We start from the raw sequence: 24,366 nt of genomic DNA, 5'->3' as shown, positions 1-24,366 counted from the left end.
GGGGGAACGGGTCATGGAGTCGGGACGCATTCCATCAGGCGTGCGACCGTGCGTTCGGGGCTCTCCGGCTCGCGTGACCGCAGGCGGTGGCCGGCGACCGAGGGCAGTACACGGGCGACGTCGTCGGGCGTGGTGTAGTTGCGGCCGTCGAGAAAGGCATGGGCCCGGGCCGCGCGCAGGAGGCCCAGCCCGGCGCGGGGCGACAGTCCGTGGGCGAAGCGCGCCCGGTCGCGGCTCGCACTCAACAGGCCCTGCAGGTAATCGAGGACTGCGGCATCCGCGTGGACGCCAGCCACCTGGTCCTGCCATTCGCGCAGCTGGTGCGGGGCCGCCAGGCTCGGGGGTGTCGGGTGGGTCTCCGCGACCGGCGCGGCCGTTGGGGCCGGGCCGCTGCGCTCGAGCAGGGCGCGTTCGGCTCCGGCATCCGGGTAGCCCAGCTGGATGCGCATCAGAAAGCGGTCAAGCTGGGACTCCGGCAGCGGGTGCGTGCCAACCTGCTCCTCCGGGTTCTGGGTGGCGATCACGAAGAACGGTACCGGCAAGGCGCGGGTCGCGCCCTCGACACTGGCCTGGCGCTCCTCCATGGCCTCCAGCAATGCGCTTTGCGTCTTGGGGGGCGCACGGTTGATCTCGTCCGCCAGGAACACCTGGGTGAAGACGGGGCCGGGATGGAAGCGAAACTCGCCGCTCCCCTGCTCGAAGATGGAGACGCCCAGTACGTCGCCGGGCAGCAGGTCGCTGGTGAACTGTACCCGCTGGTAGTCGAGGGCCATCGCCCGGGCAAGGGCGTGGGCCAGAGTGGTCTTGCCGACACCGGGCTGATCCTCGATCAGCAGGTGCCCGTTGGCCAGCAGACAGGCCAGGGCCAGTCGCACCGGCTCGGGTTTGCCGAGGAGCACTTCGTTGAGTGCGTGTTCAATCTGTTGCAGGGCTTCCTGAGCCGATGGCATGCGAGACTCGTGATTGGTGATGGCGGACAGGCCTTGGAATGTTCCGGGTGGGCGAATGGTTCCCGGGGCCGTGTTGCGGCTACCATGGCCGCACGTTCTACGCGAGTTGCGCGATGGATTCCACGGCCGCCGGTGGGCGACAGTCGTTTGAATATGATGCCACAGCCGACCCGGCGCCCCGCCTGCGCCTGACCGGGCGGCTGGATGTGCATGCGGTGGAACGTCACTGGGGCACACTGCGGCGGCGTGTGCGCGATCTGGCGCAGCAGGCGGGGGCGCAGGATGTGGTCGTCGACATGGAGGGCGTCGAATACTGCGATGGCGCGGGGGCCGCACTGCTGCATGCGCTGGAGCAGGACCTCGGGAGGGCAGGGGCCGAGGTCCGGTTCGAAGGGATGGGGTCGATGGTCCGGGACCAGCTGGCGCCATACCGCGAGCTGGAGACGGTCGAGCCGGCGCGGGCCGCCCGGGGCCGTGGCTGGTGGCCGGGGTTGCTGGACGGGATCGACCGCGTGGGGCGCGCCGCCCACTCGCAGTTCACCTTCGTGGGCGAGCTGGCCCGGGCCATCGGCAGCTCTCTGCGGCGCCCGCGCCAGGTGCGCTGGGGCGACACCCTGCGCGTGGCGGAGGCCGCGGGCTTTCAGGCATTGCCCATTGTCTCGCTGATTGCATTCCTGCTGGGGGTGATCCTGGCGTTTCAGTCGGCGATCGCCATGCGCCAGTTCGGCGGCGAGATCTTTGTGGCGAACCTGGTGGCGGTTTCGCTGTTCCGCGAACTGGGGCCGTTGATGATGGCCATCCTGCTCGCCGGCCGTTCCGGGGCGGCATTCGCGGCCGAGATCGGGACCATGAAGGTGAACGAGGAGGTCAATGCCCTGAAGACGATGGGGCTGGATCCGGTGCACTTTCTCGTTTTGCCGAAGGTGCTGGCCGGTTTGCTGGTGGCGCCACTGCTGGCGCTGTACGCCAACATGATCGGGCTGATTGGTGGCGCGGTGGTGATGCAGGGCTTCGGCATCCCCTGGGTGGCGTACTTCAACCAGGTGACATCCGCATTGAGCCCGTCGGATCTGTTTTCCGGGCTGGTCAAGGCCGTGGTATTCGGCCTAGTGGTGGCCGGCGTGGGGTGCCTGCGCGGGCTGCAGACCGGGAGCGGGGCGGCCTCGGTGGGGCTGTCCACCACCAGCGCGGTGGTGACGTCGATCATCCTGATCGTGGTGCTGGACGGCGTGTTTGCCGTGCTGTTCTACCATCTCGGGGTCTGACACATGAACCAGACGCACACGAACACGACGGACCCTGACGACGACCGCGACGTGGTGATCCGCGTCCGTGGACTGACCATGGGCTTTGACGATCTGGTGCTGATGCGTGATCTGAACTTCGACGTGCGTCGGGGCGAGATCTTCGTGATCCTGGGCGGCTCCGGCAGTGGCAAGAGCACGCTGCTCAAGCACATGATCGGGCTCTACCAGCCGCTGGCCGGGCATATCTGGGTGGCCGGCGCGGATATCGCCGAGGCCGACGAGGCGCAGCGGGAGGCGATCCTGCGGCGCGTGGGGGTGATGTACCAGATGGGCGCGCTGTTCGGCTCGATGACCTTGCTGGAGAATGTGCGCCTGCCGCTGGAGGTCCATACCGATCTGCCGCGCGAGGCGATGGACGCGATCGCGCGGGCGCGTCTGCAATTGGTGGGGCTGGGGGCGTTTGCCGATTTCATGCCCTCCGAGATCAGCGGGGGGATGCAGAAGCGGGCAGCGATCGCGCGGGCCATGGTGCTGGACCCGGAGGTGCTGTTCCTGGACGAGCCCTCGGCCGGGCTCGATCCGATTACCTCGGCCGATCTGGACCGGCTAATCCAGCGTCTGGCCCGCACCCTGGACATGACGATCGTGATCGTCAGTCACGAACTGGCCAGTATTTTTGCGATCGCCGACCGGGTGATTATGCTCGACAAGGAGAGTCAGGGGATTGCGGCCGAGGGCGACCCGGCCACCCTGCGCGATACATCGAACCACCCGTGGGTACAGCGTTTCCTGCGGCGGACGGATTCCGACGAGGAGAGGCCCGCATGAGTGCCCGACATCATTTCCGGCTGGGGCTGTTCATCCTCGGGGGGCTGGCCGCGCTGGTCGCGGCGCTCCTGATCCTGACGGCGGGCAATCTCCTGCGCCCGTCGATCCAGATCGAGACGTACATGGACGCGTCGATCCAGGGCCTGGAGGTGGGGGCGCCCGTGAAGTTCCGCGGGGTGACCATTGGCGAGGTGACCGACATGACGTTTACCTCGGTGGTGTACGAGGCGGATATCCCGCCGCGCGATCGCAAACGCTACGTGATGGTGCGGGCGCGGCTGTACCCGGATCGTTTTGCGGCCAGTGCGCAGGAGGGCGAGTTCCGCGTGGAGGTCTTCGAAAACCTGATCGATGCCGGGCTTCGGGTCCGCATGGCCGCTCAGGGAATCACTGGTATGAACTATCTCGAGGCGGACTTCTCGGACCCCGAGGCCCATCCGCCACTGGCACATGACTGGGACCCGGAGGGTATCTACATCCCGTCCGCACCAAGTACCGCCATGCAGTTTCTGGAGTATGCCGAGAACCTCCTCAAGCGTATCGACGAGCTGGACATCGAGGGTGTGGTGGACAACCTGACGAGCCTGCTGGTCACGGTGGAGACCACGATCCGGGACCTGGATACCGCCCGCCTGGCGGACCAGGCGGATCAAATGATCGAGGAGCTGCAGACGACAACCCGCACGGCCACCCGGGTGATGGAGTCGGTCGAGCGCCTGATCGAGCACCCGGATACCCAGGCATTGCCCAGCGAGACGCGGGCCGCGCTGCGGGAACTGCGCGAGACGGCCGAAGCGGCGGATGTCGGACGGCTGGTCGACCGGATGGATTCGATGGTCGAACGCCTCGATCGGGGCATGGATGTGAGCGAGGCCAAGCTGCTGGAAACCCTGGACGAATTGCAGGCCGCGATTGCCGGACTGCGCAGCCTGTCCGATGACGTACGCCGCAACCCGGGGGGCGCGCTGTTCGGTGCCCCGCCGCCCCGCAGCACCATGGACAAGGAGTAGATGGATGACCCGATGGAGCGTTGCCGCACTGCTGCTGCTGATCGCCTGGACACTGGGCGGCTGCACGCTGATCCCCGAACGCGAGGCCGTTGACCGCTCGTGGTTCCTGCTGGAGTTGCCCGCCGAGCCGGCGCCGCGCATGGCCGGAGACGCCGAGCCCCTGGCGGTCGAGCTGGGATCGGTGCGCGTGGCGCCGGCCTATTCGGGCAAGGGACTGGTCTATCGCCTGGGGGATCACCGCTACGAGTCGGACTACTACAACGAGTGGTTCCTGCGGCCGGCCGAGCAGTTCGAGCAGCTGCTGCGGGAACGGTGGACCCGCAACGATACCGCCATCGAACTGGTGGATAACGCGGCGGACGCCTGGGCCGAGGGGCGACCGGCGGTGCAGTTGCACGTCCTCGTCACGGCGTTGTACGGCGATCTGGATGCCGCCAATCTGGAGGCACTGAGCGCTGTGGACACCGGTGAAGCCGTACAGGGCACGGGCCGCGTCGGACTGCGGGCCCAGCTGCGCACGGATACGCATGCGCGCCTGGTGCACCTGGAGGCGGCCCACACGATCGACCGGCGGTCGGCCTCACGCCTGGTGGCCGCACTCTCACAAGCCACTGCCGACGTGCTGGCGGAGCTGGAAGACGAAGCGCTGCGGGAGTCCGGGCACGGGATGCGCGAATGACCGACGTCTTCGATTTTTCCGCCCCGCTACTCGACGGCGACGAGCAGCCGCTGGCCGCCTGGCGGGGGGATGTCCTGCTGATCGTGAATGTGGCCAGCGAGTGCGGTTTCACGCCGCAGTACGAGGGTCTGCAGGCCCTGGCCGAACGCTACGGTGAACGGGGGTTTCGCGTGCTGGGTTTTCCGTGCAACCAATTCGGAGGTCAGGAACCGGGGGACGCCGGGAAGATCCGCGCCTGCGGCACGCGCTTCGCGGTGTCGTTTCCGGTATTCGCGAAGGTCGAGGTGAACGGTGCCGAGGCCCATCCGCTGTTTCGATACCTCAAGGAACAGGCGCCGGGGGCCCTGGGCACACAGGGCATCAAGTGGAACTTCACCAAGTTCCTGGTCGGTCGCGACGGCCGGGTGATCCGGCGGTTCGCGCCGCAGAAGAAGCCGTCGGAGCTGGTCCGGGCGATCGAGGCGGCGCTGGACGAGCCGCCCCCGGGGCCCACCAGTGGCGCGTAGCGTGGCGCCGGGCGAGACCGGTCCGGCGCCCGACGCCCCGGGCGCGGCGGACTACTGGATGGAGCGCGCCCTGTCCCTGGCGGATCGGGCGGCCGCAGCCGGCGAGGTCCCGGTCGGCGCAGTCCTGGTGGACGCCGATGGCACCTGCCTGGCCGCCTGCCACAATGCACCCATCGCGCTGCACGACCCGACGGCGCATGCCGAGATCCGGGCGCTGCGCGAAGCCGGCGAGCGCTTGCAGAACTATCGGCTGCCGGGCACCACCCTCTACGTGACCCTGGAGCCATGCAGCATGTGTGCCGGCGCCATGATCCATGGCCGGGTAGCCCGCCTGGTATATGGCGCGACCGACCCGCGAACCGGCGCCGCAGGGAGCGCGCTGGATCTGATCCACCATCCCTCTCACAACCACCAAATTGAGGTGGTATGCGGTGTTCGGGCCGAAAAGGCCGGTGACCAACTGCGTCGATTCTTTCGTGCTCGAAGGCGCGTTAATCCGTCGTGAAGCGAAGGATGGCGTCTGCCTTGTGCTGCGAGTGAGGGCGGGGCAAAGTTGTGACGTAATTAACGTTGTAAAGGCCGCATCGGTTGCTCGGGCGCGCATCTCCCCCTACCGAAGCTGCCTTCCGAGGGATACCTATCAACCGCCAAGACATCGACGAACGGGATGACTCCGCGGGGCCTGATTCCGATGAACGAGCGTCGGACTCAGGCCCCGCAGTCGAAGAGTCGGCGGCTACCGCGCCACTTCCGGTTTTAGATTCCCGCGATCGTCCCGATCCCCTTCTGGGCGGTCTGATACTCATCGCGCGAACCCATGGCCTGAACCTGACGGCGGATTCGGCCCGTGCGGGCCTCCCATTGGAGGACGGACGGCTTAGCCCGTCCCTCGTGGATCGCGCGGCGCGTCGCGCAGGCATGACCACGCGAACGGTGACGCGCGAGGCGCGGGCACTGAAAGACGAACTCCTCCCGGCTTTGTTGCTGCTGGATAACCACGAAGCGTGGGTCCTCGTGGGCTGGAACGAGGACAAGAGTGTGGCTCACGTGGTTGACCCGGAGGTGAGTGACGCAGTCATCGAAGTTCCGCTCGATCGCCTGAAGTCGCGCTACTTGGGCCGAGCGATTTATGTCCGTCCCGAGTTTCGGATGGATGCGCGGGCGCCGCGCGTTTCGAAAGAAGACAAGGGCCACTGGTTCTGGCGCGTGATTCGCGAGAACCGACCGCTCTACCGCGACGTGCTCGTGGCGGCGGTCATGATCAACCTTTTTGCCCTGGCGATGCCGCTGTTCGTGCTGAACGTGTACGATCGCGTCGTCCCCAACCACGCGACGGAAACACTCTTCATGTTCGCGGCGGGCGTGGTGATCGTGCTGATCGCCGATCTGGTCTTGCGCACCATGCGCAGTCATTTTGTCGACAAGGCCGCGATGCGGGCGGACGTAAAGCTGTCCTCGCACATCATGGAGCGGGTGCTGGGCCTGCGCATGGAGAACCGCCCGGCCTCGGTGGGCTCGTTCGCGTCCAATATCGGCGCGTTCGAGTCGGTGCGCAGCTTCATCTCCTCGGCGACGATCATCGCCTTTGTCGATCTGCCTTTTTCACTGTTGTTCATTGCGATCATCGCGTTGATTGCCTGGCCGCTAGCGGTACCGGTGTTGATTGGTGCGCTGGTGCTGTTGCTGTACGCGACGGCGATCCACCGCAAGCTGCATGCGCTGGCGGAGGAGAGCTATCGCGTCGCTGCGCAGCGCAACTCCACGCTGGTGGAAAGCCTTGCCGGTGCGGAAACCCTGAAGGCGCTGAGCGCCGAGGGGCGAGTCCAGGCGACCTGGGAGCGTTCGACGGCCCACCTGGCGCGTACCAGCGCGCAGAATCGCCTGCTCACGGCGAGCGTCACGCACACCGCGCTGTGGGCGCAGCACACGGTCGGGGTGGCCATTATCGTCCTCGGGGTGTTCCTGCTGATGGAAGGGGATCTGTCGATGGGCGGCCTGATTGCCGCCTACCTGATTTCCTCCCGGGCCATGGCGCCGATCAGCCAGACCGCGGGGCTGCTGATGCAATATCACCAGGCTTCCACCGCGCTGGGCTCCCTTAACGAGATCATGACGCTGCCGGTGGAGCGGCCTCCGGAAACCACGTTCCTCAGTCGCGATCGCTTCGAGGGGGCGATCGAGTTCCGCAATGTGGACTTTGCCTACCCCGAGCAGCCCAACCCGGCCTTGCGCAACGTCTCGCTGCGCATCCAGCCGGGGGAGCATGTGGCGATCCTGGGGCGGGTGGGCTCCGGCAAGAGCACACTGGCCAAGCTGATCATGGGCCTGTACCAGCCGACTGGCGGCGCGGTAATGGTCGACGGCATCGACGTGCGTCAGCTCGACCCGGCAGAGCTGCGTCGTTCCATCGGGTATGTGGGGCAGGAGGTGACGCTCTTCTACGGCAGCCTCCGGGAGAACCTGGTCGCCAGTGATCCGCTGGCGTCGGACGAGGCGATCCGCAAGGCGATCGCGATTTCCGGTATCGAGGATCTGATCAACACCCATCCGCAGGGCATCGACATGCAGGTGGGGGAACGCGGCGGGCGCCTGTCGGGAGGTCAGAAACAGAGTGTCGGGGTGGCGCGTGCGGTGCTGCACGAGCCGAACATGCTTCTGCTGGACGAACCCACCAGCTCCATGGACAACTCGACCGAGCAGGCGATGAAGCGTCGCCTGGCCGAATTCATGGAGGGGCGCACGGCGGTGATCGTGACCCATCGCACCTCGCTGCTCGAACTGGTGGATCGCATCATCGTGCTGGATCAGGGCCGCGTGGTGGCGGATGGGCCGAAGGACCAGGTCGTCCAGGCCCTGCGGGAAGGCCGCGTTGGGAAGGCGCAGGCGTGAGCAAGCGAAAGGAAGGACAGGGGTTCGAAGACCTCGGGCGCGGGATGGATCGCGCCGGCAAGGTTGGCGCGCCCATGGTGGACCGGATCTTTCGGCCCTGGCTGGCCAAGGGGGGCTCGGACCACCGGAACTGGGCTTCGGATGCCGACTGGACCCAGATCCAGGAGAAACCCTTGCGGGCCCGTGCGCTGCTGTACGGCATTCTGGTGACCCTGGCCTTGCTAGTGTACTGGGCCTCGGTGGCGGAGATCGACGAGGTCGCGCGGGGCGATGGGCGCGTGATTCCCTCACAGAACCTCCAGGTGCTGCAATCGATGGATGGGGGTGTGGTCTCGGAGATTCTGGCGCGCGAGGGTGACGTCGTTGAGCGCGGCGATGTCCTGGTGCGGATCGACCCCACCCGCTTCCTTTCCGATCTGGGCGAAGCGCGCGCGAGCGAATTTTCGCTCCGCGCCCGGCAAGCCCGGCTGATCGCGTTACTTTCGGATACGCCTTTCCTCGTTACGCCGGACTTACAGCAGGGCCCACCCGCTATCGTCGAGCAGGAACAGCGACTGTATGAAGAAAGCCTGGCGGAGCTGAACTCGCGCATCCGGATTGCCGAGGAACAGATGCGCCAGCGCCAGGAGGAGTTGAACGAGGTACGGGCGCGCCGCACCCAGGCTGTGCGGGCACTGGAACTGGCCAGCCGGGAACTGGACGTTACCGAGCCGCTGGTTCAAAGCGGGGCGGTTTCGGAGGTGGAAGTGCTCCGCCTGCAGCGGGAGGTGTCCAATGCGCGTGGGGATCGCGACCAGGCCACGGCGCAGATCGCCCGCCTGAATGCCGCCATCGAGGAGGCGGAAGAGAAGATCCGCGAGGTGCGGCTCAATTTCCGCAACCAGTGGCGCGCCGAGCTGGCCGACACGCTGGGCCGCCTGCAGGAGCTGGCCGAGGGGACCGAAGGGCTCGAGGACCGTGTGCGCCTGTCCGAGGTGCGCTCCCCGATGACCGGGATTGTGCAGAGGATGTTCGTGACCACTCGGGGCGGTGTCATCTCCCCGGGACGCGAGGTAGCGGAGGTGGTCCCGTTGGAGGACGAACTCCTGATCGAGGCCCGAGTATCGCCACAGGATATCGCCTATCTACGGCCGGGCCTGCAGGCGCGGGTGAAGTTCACGGCGTATGACTTCGCGATCTATGGCGGGCTGGAGGCGACCGTCGAACACATCAGCCCGGACACGATCACGGACGACGATGGCAACACCTTCTACAAGGTCCGCGTGCGGACCGAAGAGACCGGCTTTGACGAGGAGCACCAGATCATGACCGGGATGGTGGCCCAGGTGGACATCATCACCGGGCGACGAACCATCCTGCAGTACCTGCTGAAGCCGATCCTCCGCGCGGGCGATCTGGCCTTTACGGAGCGCTGAGAGACATGCAGATCTTCCTGATCGATCAAGATTCGCGGCCGTCGCCGCGCTGGGAGGCGGCGTTTCCGGACGCCCAGGTGCTCCGGCCGCCGTTTCCCGCGGCGCTGCCCGAGGGCGCCGAGGCGTGCTGGGTGGGGACGGATCTGGCCGACTGGGACCAGCAGGTCAGGCAGCGCACGCGGGTGCACCGCGTGATCGTGCACTCCCGCCACCCGAACGACGAAGAAGGGATCCGTGCCTTCGACGCCGGCGCACACGGTTACTGCCACACCCTGGCGAACGTCGCCCAGCTACGAACGATTGCAACCACAGTCACCGGGGGCGGTCTGTGGGTGGGCCCCGATTTGATGACCCGCATGATCCGTACGGTGCGCAGCGTGCAGCCGCGTGATCCGGAAACGCCGCCCGAGGGCTTCGAGGAGCTGACCCCGCGCGAACGCCAGGTCGCCCTGGCCGTGACCACAGGCGCGCACAACAAGGAAATCGCACGCCAGCTCGGCATGACCGAGCGCACGGTCAAGATGCATCTTGGGTCGGTCTTCAAGAAGCTCGACGTAGACGATCGCGTTCAGCTCGTCCTGCACCTTACGCGTCTGCGCGAGTCCTGGCCCACGGCCTGATCCGGTCCAGGCGATCCTTCTGGTCGTCGTCCGGGGGTGATGGGGTTCGCGACCCACATGACCATCTTGCGGGCCGCGCCGCCTGACGGATGGCTCGCCTTCGGCTCTCGACTCGCTCGATTCGTGGATGCGGCCAATCATCTCGCCCGAAATCGAGACCCAGATCGTTACGAGTGCATCTGGTTTTCCCGGTCGAGTCCTACGGCCGTTCCTCCTGCCCACCTGTACTTCAGTACAGCTGTCGCGCCAGCGGCCGCTCCCCTAGGATCCTATCCAGCTAAAACTTTCAACTAGTAACGTATCCAAGGGGATCGTCATGTCCGAAGTCGTCGTAGCGACCGTTGAATCCATTGTCGGCACCGTCATTGCGCGGGACGAGGATGGCAACACCCGCGTCCTGCAGCCGGGCGACCCAATCTTCCATGGCGAAGAAGTGATCGCTGAAGACGGTGCCTTCATCGAAATGGCCTTCGAGGACGGGTCCACCATGACGCTGGCCGGCAACGAATCGGCCACCATTACCGCGGACCTTGCCGAATCCGCCGAACCCGAATCCCAGGACGCCGAGGTAGCCGACGCCACCGTTGAGGAGATCATTGCGGCTCTGGATCGGGGAGAAGACATCACGGATCTGATCGAGGCCCCGGCCGCCGGTCTGGACGGCGGTGTCGCCGGTGAGGGCGGTAGCTTCGTCCGTGTCACCCGCGGCTCCGAGGAAGTAGGCCAGGTCACCTACGCCTATGACTCGAATTCCCTGCGCGGCCCCGGTGAAGCTGGCGGTGAAGATGGAGGGACGCTCGCGGATACTGGGATCGGGACAACGACAGACGACACGGGGACAACCACCGACGAAGTGGTACCGGAACCCAGCCTCGTCATCAGCGTTACACCGCTCAGTGAGATGGTCTCGCGGGTCGTAGCGGATATTCGTCCCCAAAGTCCAGACGTCATGTCCGCTCGGGTCGAAGAGGCCGACGTGTCGCCCTCTGAACAACCCGGTACGGGTTTGGCGGTGTTCAGCCTTGATTCCACGTTGGATCTGGACGGATTGCCGGATACGGCCGCGGGCCCGATCGGATATGCAATTGTTGGGGGCGATTCGGACTATCTGGCGATTGGTACGGATTCCGAGGGCAATCCAGCCGTCGTGTTGACCGAGCAGGGCGCATGGGCCTTGCAGAATGGACAGGTACCCAATAACGAGTTTTCTGTCGAAGTTCAGGGCACCGTGGAAATCGAGGGAATCGGTCCGGTTTCGGCGACGGAAGTTTCAGCCGTTGCGGTGGAGGTCCCGCAGCCGACGTTTGATGTCGAACTTTGGCCGGGAGAAGTCTTTTATATGCCTCCGGCGGACCAGCTGCCTGAGGGTCAAGAGCCTGATCTGCAGCAACTCAGTGTCGGCGCGGATAACGTGGCCGGAGATTTTGGGTTCCCCGCGTCGGCAGTTGAAGCAGGCATGCCGGTATTCTGGATCAACCCTCAGGCTGACTTTGATGGCATCGACCCCTCGCTGGGCGATTTCTCGTACGAGATCGTTGGTGGCGACAGCGAATACCTTGAGCTTTCACAGAATGACTGGGGCCAGTGGTCGGTCGTACTGAGCGAGGAAGGTGCCAGAGCGATCCAGAACGGACAGGTTTCAGGAAACGATCTTGACGTGACCATCGAGGGCTCGCTGACGATCGGTGAAGGCCTCGTCAATACCTTCATGCTCGAAGCCAGCGCCGAAGGTGGTGTGGTGGTACCGACTCCACAGCCGGAGCTGACTGTGGGTATGTCGGCGGTGGATACGCCGGAGGACTGGCCGCAGTCGGCGGCCGAGAACGATGTGGTGTTCGAGGTCACGACCGACCTGGACCTGGATGGCATCGACGGCGATCTGGCGGGCGAGATCGCTCTGTCGCTGAACGAGGACAGCGGCGGTTATCTGGCGCTTGAAGGTAGCAACGTGGTGCTGACAGCCGACGGTGCGGCGGCGATCCGTAATGGCCAGGTGGGCCTGGACGGGTTGATGGCGTCGGTCGAGGGCACGGTGACCATCGCCGAGGACGGTGTGAACCCGTTCGTCCTGACGGATGATGCGCAAGCGGGCATCGAGGTTCCGATGCCGGAGCCGAGTCTGGATGTGACGGTGACGGCGGCGCTGGAACTGGAGAGCAGTGACCAGGCCGCGGAAGGCCAGCTGGCGTTCACGCTGAGCAGCGCGACCGAGTACGCCGGAATCGATCCGGATCTGGGCGGAGAGGTGAGCTATGAGATCACCGATGGCAACGACGAAGGCTACTTCGCGTTGAACGAGGCGGGCGACGCCATCGTCTTGACGGACGATGGTGCCCAGGCGATCCGCAATGGCCAGTTTGACCCGGCGGGTGCCAGTGTGACGGTGACCGGCACGCAGGACGTGGATAGCTTCACGCTAACGGACGAGGATGTTGCTGGCCTGGAGGAGGTACCGACACCGGAACCGACGCTGACGGTTGGCCTGGAGTTGGTGGATGGCACGACCGACGGTTGGCCGCAGTCGGCGGCCGAGAATGATGTGGTGTTCGAGGTCACGACCGATCTGGACCTTGATGGCATCGACGGCGACCTGGCGGGCGAGATCGCTCTGTCGCTGAACGAGGACAGCGGCGGTTATCTGGCTCTGGACGGCAATAATGTGGTGCTGACCGACGCCGGTGCTGAGGCGATCCGCAACGGTCAGGTATCGGGCAACGAGCTGGCTGCGGAGGTCGAGGGCACAGTGACCATCGCGGATGGTGGTGTGAACCCGTTCGTCCTGACGGATGATGCGCAGGCGGCGATTGAGGTGCCCGTGCCGGATTCCGACCCCGTTCCTGGACCCGAGATCACAGGGCTTGGTGATACGGACGTGACGGTCGACGAGGCGAACCTGGCGAATGGTACGAATCCGGATGAGGATGCGCTGACGCAGAACGGTCAGTTCACTATTACGGCTTCCGCGGGCGTCGCCAGCCTGACGTTCGCCGGATCCGATTTCAACCAGACGTTCAATATCGATCAGCTCAATGACGCGAGTGAAGCCAACCCGCTGAGTGTCGATACCTCCAAGGGCACGCTGGAGATCACTGGCTTTACCGGCAACGATGACGGAATCTACACCGTCACCTATAGCTATACGTTGACCGATGCAGCCGACCATCCAGAGCAGGGGCGTGACGAACTGCAGAAAGATGCTATTAATGTCACGGTCACGGACACCAACGGTGGTACCGCGAATGATGCGGTCAATGTCACCATTGTGGATGACGTTCCGGTCGTGGAGGATTCAACCACTGGCGTGCTGAGCACGGAAGCCGGTACCACCCTGACTGGTGACTCCGGGCTGCGAATTGGCGCAGACGTGGATGGCGCTTCGATTACCTCATTCACTATAAACGAAGCCTACATCGATCATGACGACGGCAAAGACTACATCCTTGTCGATTCAGGGACACCAGGCGAAACCACGAACCTGACGTCCGGGGGTGAAAAAGTATGGTTCGAATCCAGTGATGGGACATTAACGGGTTTCATTGGCGAAGATACCGTGGTGTTCACGGCATTACTGGATGTTGAGACTGGACTGTACACCGTCTCACTGCAAAAGGACCTGGATGCAATCAATGCCGAGGATCTAGGGTTCTTTGCGCCTCAAAATGGGGGGAATACGGGAGAAGTGATCGAAAGCGCTGGGTCCGATCTGGCCATTCGATTTACTGCTACGGACTCCGGGGGGGATCCTACCTCCGTCAACTTCTCCGCTAACTCCTTCGGTGTCGGGAGCGGTCCACGCATCGGTTCGGGAGAAACGTTGAAAGCGGAATTCGTCCAGGCCGGAACTACAGATGTCCGTGAAACCCTGCAGTCGCTGGAACTCGAGACCTGGGGCGAACAAGGCCCGGGTGCGAACGTTGCATGGAGCGTGTTTCTCGATGGCGAGCTGGTTGGAGACGGAACGGGCACGACAGTGTCGGGCGTAGGCGCATTTGACGAAATCCACATCTCGCATGGTCCGGGATCCGGTAATTTCGGTATCGGAGGTTTTGGTAGCCTCGTGGGTGAAGGGTCCGGATTCAGCATTCCCTTTGAATTCGAAGCAATGGATGGTGACGGTGACCCGTTGGGAAGTGATGGCGGGAGCGATTCGGGGGCGTTTGATCTGACCTTCAGCCCCAACAATGTATTCGAAGGCTCCTCCGATAGTGACGTTATTATCGGTACGGACGACGATGACATCCTCATCGGGGGTGGTGGCGACGACATCCTCACCGGTGGAGCTGGAGACGACATTTTCCGCTGGAATGCGGGTGACGAAGGAACGAGCGACGCGCCCGCCAATGATGTAGTGACCGACTTTGGAAATGGCGACAACGTTCTCGACCTGAAGGATCTTCTTCAGGGTGAGAGCGAGGAAAACATTGCCGACTACATCATTGCCGAGCAGGACGGCGCCGACACCAAGCTTTACGTCAACTCCCAGGGCGGCCTGAATGGTGACACCGATAATGCCAATCAGGTCATCACGTTGAAGGACGTCCAGTACAGCGACGATATCGTCAAGGATATGCTGGATAGCGGGCAGCTGACGATCGACCAGTAAGCGGTCGTAGATAAAGCCCCGCCGGTGCAAATCGGCGGGGCTTTTTCGTGTCTGGGGGTGTAGTCTGGGAAGCTGAGTCGGAAACGGCCGGAGGGGCCGCGCATGTATGTGAGACGGGATACGGAAGGCAGGATCGACCAGGTGAGCCGCGAGGCGAATGCCGATTGCACGGAGTTCGTGGCAGCGGATGCGCCGGAGATGTTGGCGTTTCTCGGCGGGGATGGTGGGGAGGCAGCGCCGGCGGCGTTGCAGGCCTCCGACCTGGAGCTGATTCGCGTGCTGGAGGACCTGGTCGAGGTGCTCACGGACAAAGGCGTGATCCGGTTTACGGATTTGCCGGAGGCCGCACAGAAGAAGCTGCTGGGGCGCAAGGATCTTCGCGCCTCGGCGCAACGTCTGACCCTGGTGGAAGACGATGAGGGCCTGCTTTAGGCCCGTCGGCAAGTAGACGAGGCGCGATAGGGTCGAGTGTGTCTGTGGTCGCTCAATCGGGTGATACGCAACAACTGGATTGAGACGGGACGCGAGAGCGTTCGTATGGGCCGGTCTGCAGGATCGGCGTAGGAGGGGGACAATGGCTGTGAATGCTGTGGTGGCCACCGTACAGGCGTTGACCGGGACGGTGATTGCGCGGGATGCCGAGGGCAACTCGAGAGTGCTTGCCGTGGGCGATCCGGTGTATGCGGGCGAGGAAGTGATCCCGCTGCGCGGCGCGTCGGTGGAACTGGAAGGGATGGACGGTGTCGCCGTTTCGCTTGGCGAGGGCCAGCAGGCCCTGATGGGCGAGGCCCTGGCGGAGAGCGGGCGGGCCGATAATCCGGAGATCCCGACGGCGGAAGAAGTGATTGCCGCCCTCGACCGCGGTGAGTCGCTGGATGAGCTGATCGCACCTCCCGCAGCGGGCCTGGAGGGCGGTGAGAGCGAAGGGGGCGGGTTTGTCCGCGTCGCGCGCATTAGCGAGCCTATGGAGCCGATTAACTACACCTTCCCGGTGAACGCCTTCGATCGGCCGGACGCCTTGGGCGAGACCGTAGCGGTTCCCGGGGGAGAAGGGATCGAGACGGGCATTCCGCCCGGTACGTCACCGACCGATCCATCGGTAGACCAGCCTCCGGTCGAACCGCCGCCTGTCGATCCACCGCCCGTGGATCCCCCCCCTGTCGCGTACCCGACCCTTGCAGTATCGGTGTCGGTGACAGCGGGATACGGCTACGAAGATGCGAATGACGCCGCGGCGGGTGACGTGGTTTTCGATGTGTCTCACGTCCTGAATCTGGACGGGTTGGACCCATCACTGGCCGGGGCGATCGCCTACAGCATCGTGGGTGGGGATACAGCCTACCTGGTGCTGGCCCAGGACGGCTCGGGCAACTGGGTGGTGGTCCTGACCGAGGCCGGGGCCGCAGCGATTCGCGCCGGCCTGGTGGATGGCAATCAGCTGAATGTAACGATCGAGGGCACGGTGGTCCTGTCCGGGATGGACGATCTCGTGGATACCGGTAGTGGCGTGGCTCCCGTGCCCGAGCCGAGTGGCGAAGAGCCGCCGGATCTGGTGCCGGATCTGATGGCTTCTGCCCACACGGTTGGCGGCAGTGATGTTCAGGGGACGATGGCGAATGCGAACAACCTGAAGGAGACCGGTTCGAAGAGTGCAGCCGTCTCGCATCAGGATGGCTTTTTCGCGATCGACCACCAAGGGGCTTCGGATGACCCCAACGCGATCGAGTTCGGCGAGGCCCTGCTCTTTACGCTGGTCAGCCCGACCGATACGGCCGTGTTCCAGGTCCAGGGCGCCATTAACGGCGGTTCCTATCACCTGTACGACGCCGAGGGTGTGCGGATCGGTGATGCCCGCGATCTGGCCAGCGATGTGGATGAGAATGGCTTCCTGGAGCTTGGTGGCGAGACGTTCGCCTTCATTGCATTCCAGGGCGGGAGTACGGGTCCTGGAGCCAGTGGGGACGAAAGCGCGTTCGCGGTGAAGCCAGTCGACCTTTCGGTGCAGGTGGGTCAGGGCGAGGATGCGGAGTTCTATCCCGCGGGTGGCGAAGAGGCCTTTTCCTTCGGTGCGAATTTCCTGACGGTCGATTCGGATCAGGACATCTTTGTCGTGTCGCAGGGTGGTGAAGGCAGCATGGAGGATCCGGCGCGCTTCGTGATCCAGGGCTTCAGCCTGGAGAGCAACGACCCCGGTGCCCAGATCACGCTCGGCGAGCTCCTGTCCAGCGCGAGCCAGGAGACGATCGACCAGTACCTGATGGCGGAAGCGCAGGGCGAGGATACCGTGCTGCACATCAGCTCGGGCGGCATGCTGGGGAGTGACGCGGGCGGTGCCGATTACGCCATCACGCTGGAAGGGATCAGCATGGATGGCTTCGACTCGTCGTACGATTTTATCCAGACCCTGATCGATAACGGGCACCTCTCTATCGATCAGTAGCGGTCTCTGCCATCGGGATCAAGGGCCCGGCGCCGCGGTGCGGCCCGGGCCTTTTTCTGTGCCGGAAGGGAATCCCTGAGAAAGGCGGGTTCGTGCGGGGCGAGTACCGGGCCGTCGCTGGCCCGGTCAGGGCGGCCAGCTGGCTCCTGCACGAGTGAAGATGCGGAAGCCAGCGATCCGGCGCGATTGAATCGGCGTCTCCCTAACGCGTCGGTTCCCGGACGGCGCTCCCCGTGACGGCATCAATGCCGGCGTCCATCAGCAGTTCGATGTCGTCGCTGCTGTCACAGCCTTCGGCGATCACAAGGATCCCGATGGAGTGGGCCAGGGTGCAAAGCCCGCGTATCAGGGCCTGGGTCTCGCTGGAGCGATGCACGCCGTGGACCAGGGAAGCCTGCAGTTTGACATAATGGAGGCCAAAGGTGGTCAGGTCGTGCGCCTGAAAGGCTTCCGGTCCTGCGTGCTCGAGCCCCACGGTGAACCCCGTCAGGCGCGCGATGCGGCAGAGATCGCGAAGTTCCGCAGGGTGTGCGAGTGCACCACGAGCCGGGAACTCGACCCACAGGCGCCCCGCCGCTTGGGGTTCGAGTTGCAACCGGGACTCGAGGGCCTGACGGAAGTGGGTGTCACGCAGGCTGTCGACCGAGAGGTTGATGGCCAGGCGTTCGTCGGGCGATTGCAGCTGAGACAGGGCCGCTTCCAGGACGGCGTCGTCGAGCCGGCGGATCAGATCGAGGCGCACGGCCCAGGGCATGAAATAGCCCGCGGGTCGCCGTTCGCCGTCGAGTAACAGGCGCATCGGCGCTTCGTGATGCATCAGCTGTTGGTCGGCATCGATCACCGGAAACCGGCCCAGCTCGACCCCGTGTTGGTCTAGCGCGTCGGTGATGGCCGCCCGCCATTGATGCTGGTCCGAATAGGGAAGGGCGGCATGGGGCTCGTGGGCGACTGCATCGCCGGGCTCCAGTTCCGCCCGTGCCAACGCGAGATCCGCTCGCGCAAGAACCTCCCCGGTGGTGTCTTCAGGGTGGTAGAGGGTCGCGGCAACATGAAGCGTCAGGGCGTCGGGTGCGTCGTCGCCGAGCGCATCCCGAACGCCGCCCAGAAGGGACTGCGCGAAGCGGTGACTGTCCGCGATACTGTCACCAAAGACCGCGATGTCGGAGCCGTTGAGCCGTCCGGCGGCGCCATACTCGGTATGGGCGACGGCCTGTTCCACGACCTTCGCGATTCGCGCGAGCAGCGCATCGAGATTCTGGTGGCCGACGATCTGGTTGATCGTGGCCAGGTCGTGGATGCGGAGCACCACGAGGCTGCCGGAGGAACCCGCATGTCGGTTATCCAGCGTGGCCTGCAGGCGGGCGAGAAAGGGCTCCCGAGCCAGCAGGCCCGTCACGTCATCGTGCTGCAGTCGGGTCTTCAGGCGTTCCAGTCGTCTCGACTCTTCAACGAGCATGGCGCGGACATGCTCGGTCAATTGGTTCATGGCACGTACCAGGGCGCGGAATTCCCATGTGCGCGGTTCCGGGGTGGTAATGAAGCGGCGTGCACCGACCGCTTCGGCCTGGTCCACGACTTGCCGGAGGGGCTGGATGAGTCGTCCGAGCAGGAACGACCCCAGTAAACCGATGACCAGGAGCCCCACCGTGAAGATTGCCGTCAATCGAAGGGTGCCGGCCCAGAGTTCTTCGTATGCGTAATTGGTCTGGCTCTCGACGATCAGCGTGCCAAAGGACGACCAGCCGTCGGACACCTGTGCCACCCCGGGGCGGACATCGAAATCCAGGGTGTCGATGAACCACATCGGGACACCCCGCGGCGCTTCGGGATTGCGTCGTTCCAGCATGAGATCGCCCGTGGGATCCTCGAGCCGGATATGGCGGTAGTGGCCGGTATCGAACTGGGAGGCAATCTGCAGTTCGACGGTCGTGTCGTCTTTGGGCAGCTGGGAAAGCGACAGGGCAAGCGAGGCGGCGTTGTCGATGTTCTTGGTCAGGATCTGCTGGGCCAGGTAGTTGCGTGCCGACAACGTGCTGGCGACGATGCTCACCAGCAGCGCGAGCAGCATGATGATGGCCACTGCGATCCAGAGTTGTTTTCTCAACGTCATGCCTGCGCCCTCTTTATGGGGTCGGGTTGATGGGTTGTTCAAGATCGAGACCGTATTCCGCCAGCTGTTCCAGGACCCGGCGCCAGCGGGACAGCCGGGCCGTCGGGTCGGCCTGTGATTGTGATGCGCCGTCGGGCCAGAGGCCCCGACTGTTGAACGAGAAGATTGGCGTCAGATCGTCGCGCTCCCCGGCGCGCTCGATACGGGTGATCAGATTGTCGAGAACCAGGGGCTCATCGCGCGGAGTTTCGAAGTAGCCCAGGACCATATGGGCCTGGCTCAGGTTGCTGCCCGGGCCGCCGATACGGGCGCGCACGTAAAAGAGCCGCAGACGTTCATCCGGGATGCCCAGTTTGCGCAGGCTGACGTACTTGGCGATCGAGTAGTCCTCGCAGTCGGCGGCACCCTTGTCCATGGCCTCCAGCGGCGTCGCCCAGAAGTCCTCCTGGCCCCAGGTGACCTGATCGTCCTGATAACGCAATAGACGGTTGAAGAACTCGTTCACCCGTGCGATCTGGGTTTGCTCGTCTTCGTCTGCCAGCGATTCGAGCAACTCGCGCCATTCACGGACCCGCTCCGCGGTCTCCGGGCCGTACCGGATGGCGGCGACCTCCTCCAGTTGCGCGAAGTCTTCGAGCCCCGCGTCGGAAGTACCCAGGGTCCACGTGCCCAGCGCCAGCATCAGCACGACGCCGAGCAGCCGGGTCACTTGTGAGGGGGTGCGGGCACAAGACAGAAGCACGTGGGCGTGCCCTCCGGTGAAAGCGGATTACGCATCACACCCGATGATGGGCTACGCTGACGGCAAAAGCCAGATTCGCAAAGAGAAAATCATCCTTAATATCACTTCTTTTTCGTTTTCCGTTTAGCGAGCGTTAGCCGGCGAAGGAAGCGAGAGTTGTGCCACCTGGGGGTGGTCCCTAGTATTCAAAAGTTTTGATAACCAGAACTTTTCTGACCGGCAAGAAAAAAGCCCGGCAGAGGTCGTTCTGGGGGGTGTCCGTGCCAAATGAAAGGACAAGAGCGATGAAGCGATTCGGGACTGTGATCAGCAAGGGGGCTCTCGTCGGCCTGACGGCGGCCGTGGCGATGGCGGTGGGGGTGTCTGCGCATGCAGCGCCGCCAGAGGAACTCCGGGACGCCGCCATGGAGGCGGTACTGTCCAATCCGGAGGTCCAGTCGCAGTGGCACGCATTTCGTGCGGCCGGCGAAGAGCAGACTGGTGCGCGCGGCCGATTCATGCCGGAGATCGATCTCAACGCGCGCGCGGGTTACCAGCGGCAGCGTTACAGTGACGACGGTTTCGACACCTTCTCGCGTAACCCGCGCGGCGTGGATATTACGTTGACGCAGATGTTGTATGACGGGTTCGAGACTGCCAGCGAGGTGAATCGTCTTGGCGAGATCCAGCGTGTCCGGTTCTTCGAGCTGCGGGAGGCGACCGAGGATATTGCGCTGGAGGCTGTTCGGGCGTTTGCCGACGTCCAGCGTCAGCGGCTGCTGGTGGATCTGGCGCAGGAAAACTACGACGCCCACAAAGACGTCTACGATCAGATCGTCGATCAAACCGAGCGCGGGGTTGGCCGGGGCGTGGATCTGGAACAGGCGGCCGGCCGCCTCGCGCTTGCGGAATCCAATCTTCTGACCGAGCGACAGAACCTGCATGATGTCAATGCTCGCTACTATCGCGTGGTCGGGCAGATGCCAGCCGATGGCCGGGCGGATCTCGTCGGGACGTTCTCCGAAGAGCCCATCCCGGGTACGGTGCAGGAGGCACTGACCGAGGCGGTCACCATGAACCCGGCCATGTTTGCGTCCCTGAGGAACATGGAGGCGGCGCAGGAGCAACGCAACGTCGCCCGTGCGGCCTTCCACCCCCGGGTCGACCTGCAATTGCGTCACGCCTACGAGAACGATCTTCTGGAGCGGCAGGACATCCGGGTCCACGACACCTCGGCAATGGTGATGATGACGTTCAACCTCTTCCGGGGTGGAGCGGATCAGGCGCGTGTACGCCAGTTCACGGAGGAGTTCAATCAGGCGCGTGACCAACAGGAAGTGGTCTGCCGTAACGTCCGTCAGACCGTATCGGTGGCGTACAACGACGTCCGTTCCCTGGAAAGCCAGCTGCGTTTCCTCCGTCAGCATCGCGATTCCTCGGACCGTGTGCGGACCGTATACCGACAGCAGTTCGGTATCGGCCAGCGCAGCCTGCTGGACCTACTCGACACCGAGAACGAGTACTTCGAGGCGAGCCGCGCCTATATCAACGCGCAGCACGACATGGAAATCGCGAAGGCACGGGCGCTGAACGGCCTTGGCCGGTTGCTTGAGTATCTGGAGATTTCGCGTGGGGATATGCCGACGGCTGCCGATCTGGGGCTGGTCGACGAGCGTGCACGCATCGAGCCGGACTCGGTGTGCCCGCCGGAAGCACCGCAGATGATGGAAACCCGGCACGAGAGCATCTTTCGCTGATTGACCGCCGGGCATGTCCGGCACACAAAAAAGGGCCAGCCTGAGGGCTGGCCCTTTTTCGGTTGGAGGGCATGCCGATCGGTACGCCTGCCGGGTCTTCTGGCTCAGCGCTGCTCGATGGCGACGTATTCGCGGGAGGGGTAGCCGGTGTAAAGCTGGCGCGGACGGCCGATGCGGGATTCGGGGTCCATCATCATCTCGTTCCAGTGCGAGATCCAGCCGACGGTGCGGGCGAGGGCGAAGATCACGGTGAACATGTTCAGCGGGATGCCCATTGCGCGCAGGATGATGCCGGAATAGAAGTCGACGTTCGGGTAGAGCTTGCGCTCGATGAAGTAGTCGTCCTCCATCGCGATGCGTTCGAGCTCCATGGCCACGTCGAACAGCGGCTGGTTGTCGGCGCCCATGTCGCCCATTTCCGCGAGCAGTTCGTGGCACATCTTGCGGATGATCTTGGCGCGCGGGTCGTAGTTCTTGTAGACGCGATGGCCGAAGCCCATCAGGCGGAAGGAGTCGTTCTTGTCCTTGGCCCGGGCGACAAAGTCCTCGACGCTCTTGTCGGAGTTCACGATCTCCTCGAGCATGCGGATGACCTTCTCGTTCGCACCGCCGTGGAGCGGACCCCACAGCGAGGCTATACCGGCGGAGATGGCCGCGAACGGGTTGGCCTCCGAGGAGCCGGACAGACGCACGGTGGAGGTCGAGGCGTTCTGTTCGTGGTCGGCGTGCAGGATCAGGATCAGGTCCAGCGCGCGCACGAACACCGGGTTCGGCTGGTACGGCTCGCTGGGGACCCCGAACATCATCGACAGGAAGTTGGCCGTGTAGGACAGGTTGTTGTCCGGGTACATGAATGGCTGGCCGTGGGCGTACTTGTACGACCAGGCGGCGATGGTCGGCATCTTGGAGATCAGCCGGTGCGCGGCGATGCGGCGGTGCTCCGGGTTATGGACGTCGACGTTGTCGTGATAGAAGGCCGACAGGGCGCCGACCACGCCGACCATGATCGCCATCGGGTGCGCATCGTGGCGGAAGCCGTCGAAGAAGCGGCGCACCGCCTCGTGCAGCATCGAGTGTTCCTTGATGATGCGCGAGAAGTCGTGGAGATCGTCGGAGGAGGGCAGTTCGCCGTTCAGCAGCAGGTAGCAGACCTCGAGGTAGGTGCTCTCGGAGGCGAGTTGCTCGATGGGGTAGCCGCGATAGAGCAGGGTGCCTTCGTCGCCGTCGATGAAGGTGACGTCCGAACGACAGCTGGCCGTGGACATGAAGCCCGGGTCGTAGGTGAAGTAGCCAAGCTCCTTGTACAGGGCGCGGATATCCAGGCAGTTGGGGCCGTGCGAGCCCTCCTGGATCGGCAGCTCGATGCTCTTGCCGGTGGTGTTGTCGGTCAGCGTGACGGTTTTGCTCATGAAACGGCCTCGTGGAATTGGGGTCGCCCGGATGCGAAGACCCCAATGGTAAACCAAAGGCGGGCCTGCGGCAGCGGGTGTCGGGCGGGGTGGAGCGGGACGGGCGGCCGGTTCTGGACACCCGTCGCGCGGCGCTTGCGCGACTGCGGGGTGCAGGCGGTGTGCACCGCGGGTGCCGCCGATGGATCAGTGTTTCCCAGGCCTGCGGCGATCAGCGGGCGGATGGGCCGCGGCGCTGGCGCTTGTCGGCGTACATGGCGGCGTCGGCGTTGCTCTGGGCGGCGGCCAGCGAGCCGCTGACGGTGCGGCAGGCGTAGCCAATGGAGGCCTCGACACCTGCCGCCAGGAGCGCCGCGCGCAGCCGGTCGGCGATCTCGGGCAGGTAGTCCGCCGGGGTCTCCGGCAGGAGCACGCCGAACTCGTCGCCGCCCAGGCGCGCGACCACGTCGATCTCGCGGCTGGCGTCCCGCAGGGCCTGGCCTGCCGTCTGGATCATCCGGTCACCGGCGTCGTGGCCCTCGCGGTCGTTGACCGCCTTCAGGTGGTCGAGATCCAGGGCGATGATGCCCGCCGGAAGGCTGTGGTCCTGGCAGCGCTGTTCCTCGGCATCGAGCGCGATCTGCCAGCCGCGGCGGTTGCGGGTACCGGTCAGGCTGTCGTTGTAGGCCTCCAGGATCAGCGCTTCGCGTTCGAGTTCGTCGATGTGGCGGCGTTGTCGCAGCAGTGCCTCGATCACCTGAACCGCGGACTCGATCTCCCCCGCGCGCGATTCGATCGCCTGGGAGACGGGCTCGGGATGCATTGCACACAGCACGCCGTACATGCCGTACTCGCGGTCGTGTACCGGAAAGCCGATGTAGCTGCCAATGGCGGGTGGATCCGTCTGCGCGGCGAGTGCTTCCTGGTAGGCGGGCACCTGTGTCACGTCCGGAGCGATTCGCGGGCCGCGCTCGGCCAGCATGCGGATGCAGAAGGAGTTGCCCCAGTCAAAGGCGGTGCCCGGTTCAATCCCGTAGCCGTGATCGTCGGCGCGCACCACGATCTGCTCGTTGTCCTCGATGCGGGTCAGCATCCAGACATCCAGCGGCGCGAGGCGGTGGAGCAGCTTCAGGGTGTGATCGACCCCGAGATTGAACGGGGTGTGCGAAGGGTCGGCTGGGTCGAAGGTCCGGGCCATGGTGT

The 24,366-nt window shown here is 64.5% G+C and carries 18 protein-coding genes; 13 read left to right on the top strand and 5 right to left on the bottom strand.

What is annotated here, in order from left to right; translation table 11 throughout:
* Positions 1–11: 11 nt before the first annotated feature.
* Positions 12–950: a MoxR family ATPase gene (locus D105_RS0103505; RefSeq protein ID WP_018877503.1), complete on the bottom strand. Its 939-nt coding sequence runs from the start codon at positions 948–950 to the stop codon at positions 12–14.
* Between the two features lie 113 nt (positions 951–1,063).
* Here D105_RS0103505 and D105_RS0103500 point away from each other — a divergent pair, with 113 nt between their 5' ends.
* From D105_RS0103500 to D105_RS0103445, 12 genes are all read left to right on the top strand, one after another.
* Positions 1,064–2,215, top strand: coding sequence for an MlaE family lipid ABC transporter permease subunit (locus D105_RS0103500; RefSeq protein WP_018877502.1), 1,152 nt, complete (start codon positions 1,064–1,066; stop codon positions 2,213–2,215).
* Positions 2,216–2,218: 3 nt separating this feature from the next.
* On the top strand, positions 2,219–3,025 hold the full coding sequence (locus D105_RS0103495; RefSeq protein WP_018877501.1) for an ABC transporter ATP-binding protein: 807 nt from the start codon (positions 2,219–2,221) through the stop codon (positions 3,023–3,025).
* The gene (locus D105_RS0103490) at positions 3,022–4,035 is read left to right on the top strand and encodes an MlaD family protein (RefSeq protein ID WP_018875626.1); all 1,014 of its coding nucleotides are present in this window, start codon (positions 3,022–3,024) and stop codon (positions 4,033–4,035) included. The genes D105_RS0103495 and D105_RS0103490 overlap by 4 nt, the downstream gene beginning before the upstream one ends.
* A 4-nt stretch (positions 4,036–4,039) precedes the next feature.
* Positions 4,040–4,714, top strand: a complete 675-nt coding sequence (locus tag D105_RS0103485) for a membrane integrity-associated transporter subunit PqiC (protein ID WP_018877500.1) — start codon at positions 4,040–4,042, stop codon at positions 4,712–4,714.
* Positions 4,711–5,220 carry a glutathione peroxidase gene (locus D105_RS0103480; protein WP_018867042.1) on the top strand — a complete coding sequence of 170 codons (510 nt, stop codon included), beginning with the start codon at positions 4,711–4,713 and terminating at the stop codon, positions 5,218–5,220. Before D105_RS0103485 ends, D105_RS0103480 begins: the two co-directional genes overlap by 4 nt.
* Positions 5,210–5,725 (top strand): tRNA adenosine(34) deaminase TadA, encoded by a 516-nt coding sequence (gene tadA, locus D105_RS0103475; protein WP_018867041.1) that lies wholly within the window; start codon positions 5,210–5,212, stop codon positions 5,723–5,725. Before D105_RS0103480 ends, tadA begins: the two co-directional genes overlap by 11 nt.
* A 290-nt stretch (positions 5,726–6,015) precedes the next feature.
* On the top strand, positions 6,016–8,109 hold the full coding sequence (locus tag D105_RS0103470; protein ID WP_231366528.1) for a type I secretion system permease/ATPase: 2,094 nt from the start codon (positions 6,016–6,018) through the stop codon (positions 8,107–8,109).
* Entirely contained in the window at positions 8,106–9,524 is a 1,419-nt protein-coding gene (locus D105_RS0103465; RefSeq protein WP_026279257.1) for an HlyD family type I secretion periplasmic adaptor subunit, read from the top strand. Before D105_RS0103470 ends, D105_RS0103465 begins: the two co-directional genes overlap by 4 nt.
* Before the next feature lie 5 nt (positions 9,525–9,529).
* Positions 9,530–10,144, top strand: a complete 615-nt coding sequence (locus tag D105_RS0103460) for a response regulator transcription factor (RefSeq protein WP_018867037.1) — start codon at positions 9,530–9,532, stop codon at positions 10,142–10,144.
* 316 nt (positions 10,145–10,460) lie between these two features.
* The gene (locus D105_RS0103455; RefSeq protein ID WP_018877498.1) at positions 10,461–14,747 is read left to right on the top strand and encodes a retention module-containing protein; all 4,287 of its coding nucleotides are present in this window, start codon (positions 10,461–10,463) and stop codon (positions 14,745–14,747) included.
* A 102-nt stretch (positions 14,748–14,849) separates the two neighbouring features.
* Positions 14,850–15,179: a hypothetical protein gene (locus D105_RS0103450; protein WP_018877497.1), complete on the top strand. Its 330-nt coding sequence runs from the start codon at positions 14,850–14,852 to the stop codon at positions 15,177–15,179.
* A gap of 142 nt (positions 15,180–15,321) precedes the next feature.
* Positions 15,322–17,187, top strand: coding sequence for a retention module-containing protein (locus D105_RS0103445; RefSeq protein ID WP_018867035.1), 1,866 nt, complete (start codon positions 15,322–15,324; stop codon positions 17,185–17,187).
* 202 nt (positions 17,188–17,389) lie between these two features.
* Here D105_RS0103445 and D105_RS0103440 read toward each other — a convergent pair whose 3' ends face one another.
* On the bottom strand, positions 17,390–19,297 hold the full coding sequence (locus tag D105_RS0103440) for a LapD/MoxY N-terminal periplasmic domain-containing protein (protein ID WP_026280399.1): 1,908 nt from the start codon (positions 19,295–19,297) through the stop codon (positions 17,390–17,392).
* Between the two features lie 13 nt (positions 19,298–19,310).
* On the bottom strand, positions 19,311–19,985 hold the full coding sequence (locus D105_RS0103435) for a transglutaminase-like cysteine peptidase (protein WP_038032697.1): 675 nt from the start codon (positions 19,983–19,985) through the stop codon (positions 19,311–19,313).
* Between the two features lie 401 nt (positions 19,986–20,386).
* On the opposite strand from D105_RS0103435, the gene D105_RS0103430 reads away from it, so the two are divergent.
* Entirely contained in the window at positions 20,387–21,775 is a 1,389-nt protein-coding gene (locus D105_RS0103430) for a TolC family outer membrane protein (RefSeq protein ID WP_026280398.1), read from the top strand.
* Positions 21,776–21,879: 104 nt separating this feature from the next.
* Here D105_RS0103430 and D105_RS0103425 read toward each other — a convergent pair whose 3' ends face one another.
* Together D105_RS0103425 and D105_RS0103420 are read right to left on the bottom strand one after the other, a co-directional pair.
* Positions 21,880–23,184, bottom strand: a complete 1,305-nt coding sequence (locus tag D105_RS0103425) for a citrate synthase (protein ID WP_018877494.1) — start codon at positions 23,182–23,184, stop codon at positions 21,880–21,882.
* A gap of 211 nt (positions 23,185–23,395) precedes the next feature.
* On the bottom strand, positions 23,396–24,361 hold the full coding sequence (locus tag D105_RS0103420; protein ID WP_018877493.1) for a sensor domain-containing diguanylate cyclase: 966 nt from the start codon (positions 24,359–24,361) through the stop codon (positions 23,396–23,398).
* Positions 24,362–24,366: the final 5 nt, after the last annotated feature.

Origin of the sequence: Thioalkalivibrio sp. ALE28 (assembly GCF_000377425.1) — a bacterium.
Classification (GTDB): Bacteria; Pseudomonadota; Gammaproteobacteria; order Ectothiorhodospirales; family Ectothiorhodospiraceae; genus Thioalkalivibrio.
Note: the sequence above shows the minus strand (reverse complement) of the source record. Positions and strands in the feature narration are given on the sequence as shown.

Coding starts and splice junctions, on each gene's coding strand:
- D105_RS0103505 (WP_018877503.1), bottom strand. CDS start 950: ATGCCATCGGCTCAGGAAGCCCTGCAACAGATTGAACACGCACTCAAC.
- D105_RS0103500 (WP_018877502.1), top strand. CDS start 1,064: ATGGATTCCACGGCCGCCGGTGGGCGACAGTCGTTTGAATATGATGCC.
- D105_RS0103495 (WP_018877501.1), top strand. CDS start 2,219: ATGAACCAGACGCACACGAACACGACGGACCCTGACGACGACCGCGAC.
- D105_RS0103490 (WP_018875626.1), top strand. CDS start 3,022: ATGAGTGCCCGACATCATTTCCGGCTGGGGCTGTTCATCCTCGGGGGG.
- D105_RS0103485 (WP_018877500.1), top strand. CDS start 4,040: ATGACCCGATGGAGCGTTGCCGCACTGCTGCTGCTGATCGCCTGGACA.
- D105_RS0103480 (WP_018867042.1), top strand. CDS start 4,711: ATGACCGACGTCTTCGATTTTTCCGCCCCGCTACTCGACGGCGACGAG.
- D105_RS0103460 (WP_018867037.1), top strand. CDS start 9,530: ATGCAGATCTTCCTGATCGATCAAGATTCGCGGCCGTCGCCGCGCTGG.
- D105_RS0103455 (WP_018877498.1), top strand. CDS start 10,461: ATGTCCGAAGTCGTCGTAGCGACCGTTGAATCCATTGTCGGCACCGTC.
- D105_RS0103450 (WP_018877497.1), top strand. CDS start 14,850: ATGTATGTGAGACGGGATACGGAAGGCAGGATCGACCAGGTGAGCCGC.
- D105_RS0103445 (WP_018867035.1), top strand. CDS start 15,322: ATGGCTGTGAATGCTGTGGTGGCCACCGTACAGGCGTTGACCGGGACG.
- D105_RS0103440 (WP_026280399.1), bottom strand. CDS start 19,297: ATGACGTTGAGAAAACAACTCTGGATCGCAGTGGCCATCATCATGCTG.
- D105_RS0103430 (WP_026280398.1), top strand. CDS start 20,387: ATGGCGGTGGGGGTGTCTGCGCATGCAGCGCCGCCAGAGGAACTCCGG.
- D105_RS0103425 (WP_018877494.1), bottom strand. CDS start 23,184: ATGAGCAAAACCGTCACGCTGACCGACAACACCACCGGCAAGAGCATC.
- D105_RS0103420 (WP_018877493.1), bottom strand. CDS start 24,361: ATGGCCCGGACCTTCGACCCAGCCGACCCTTCGCACACCCCGTTCAAT.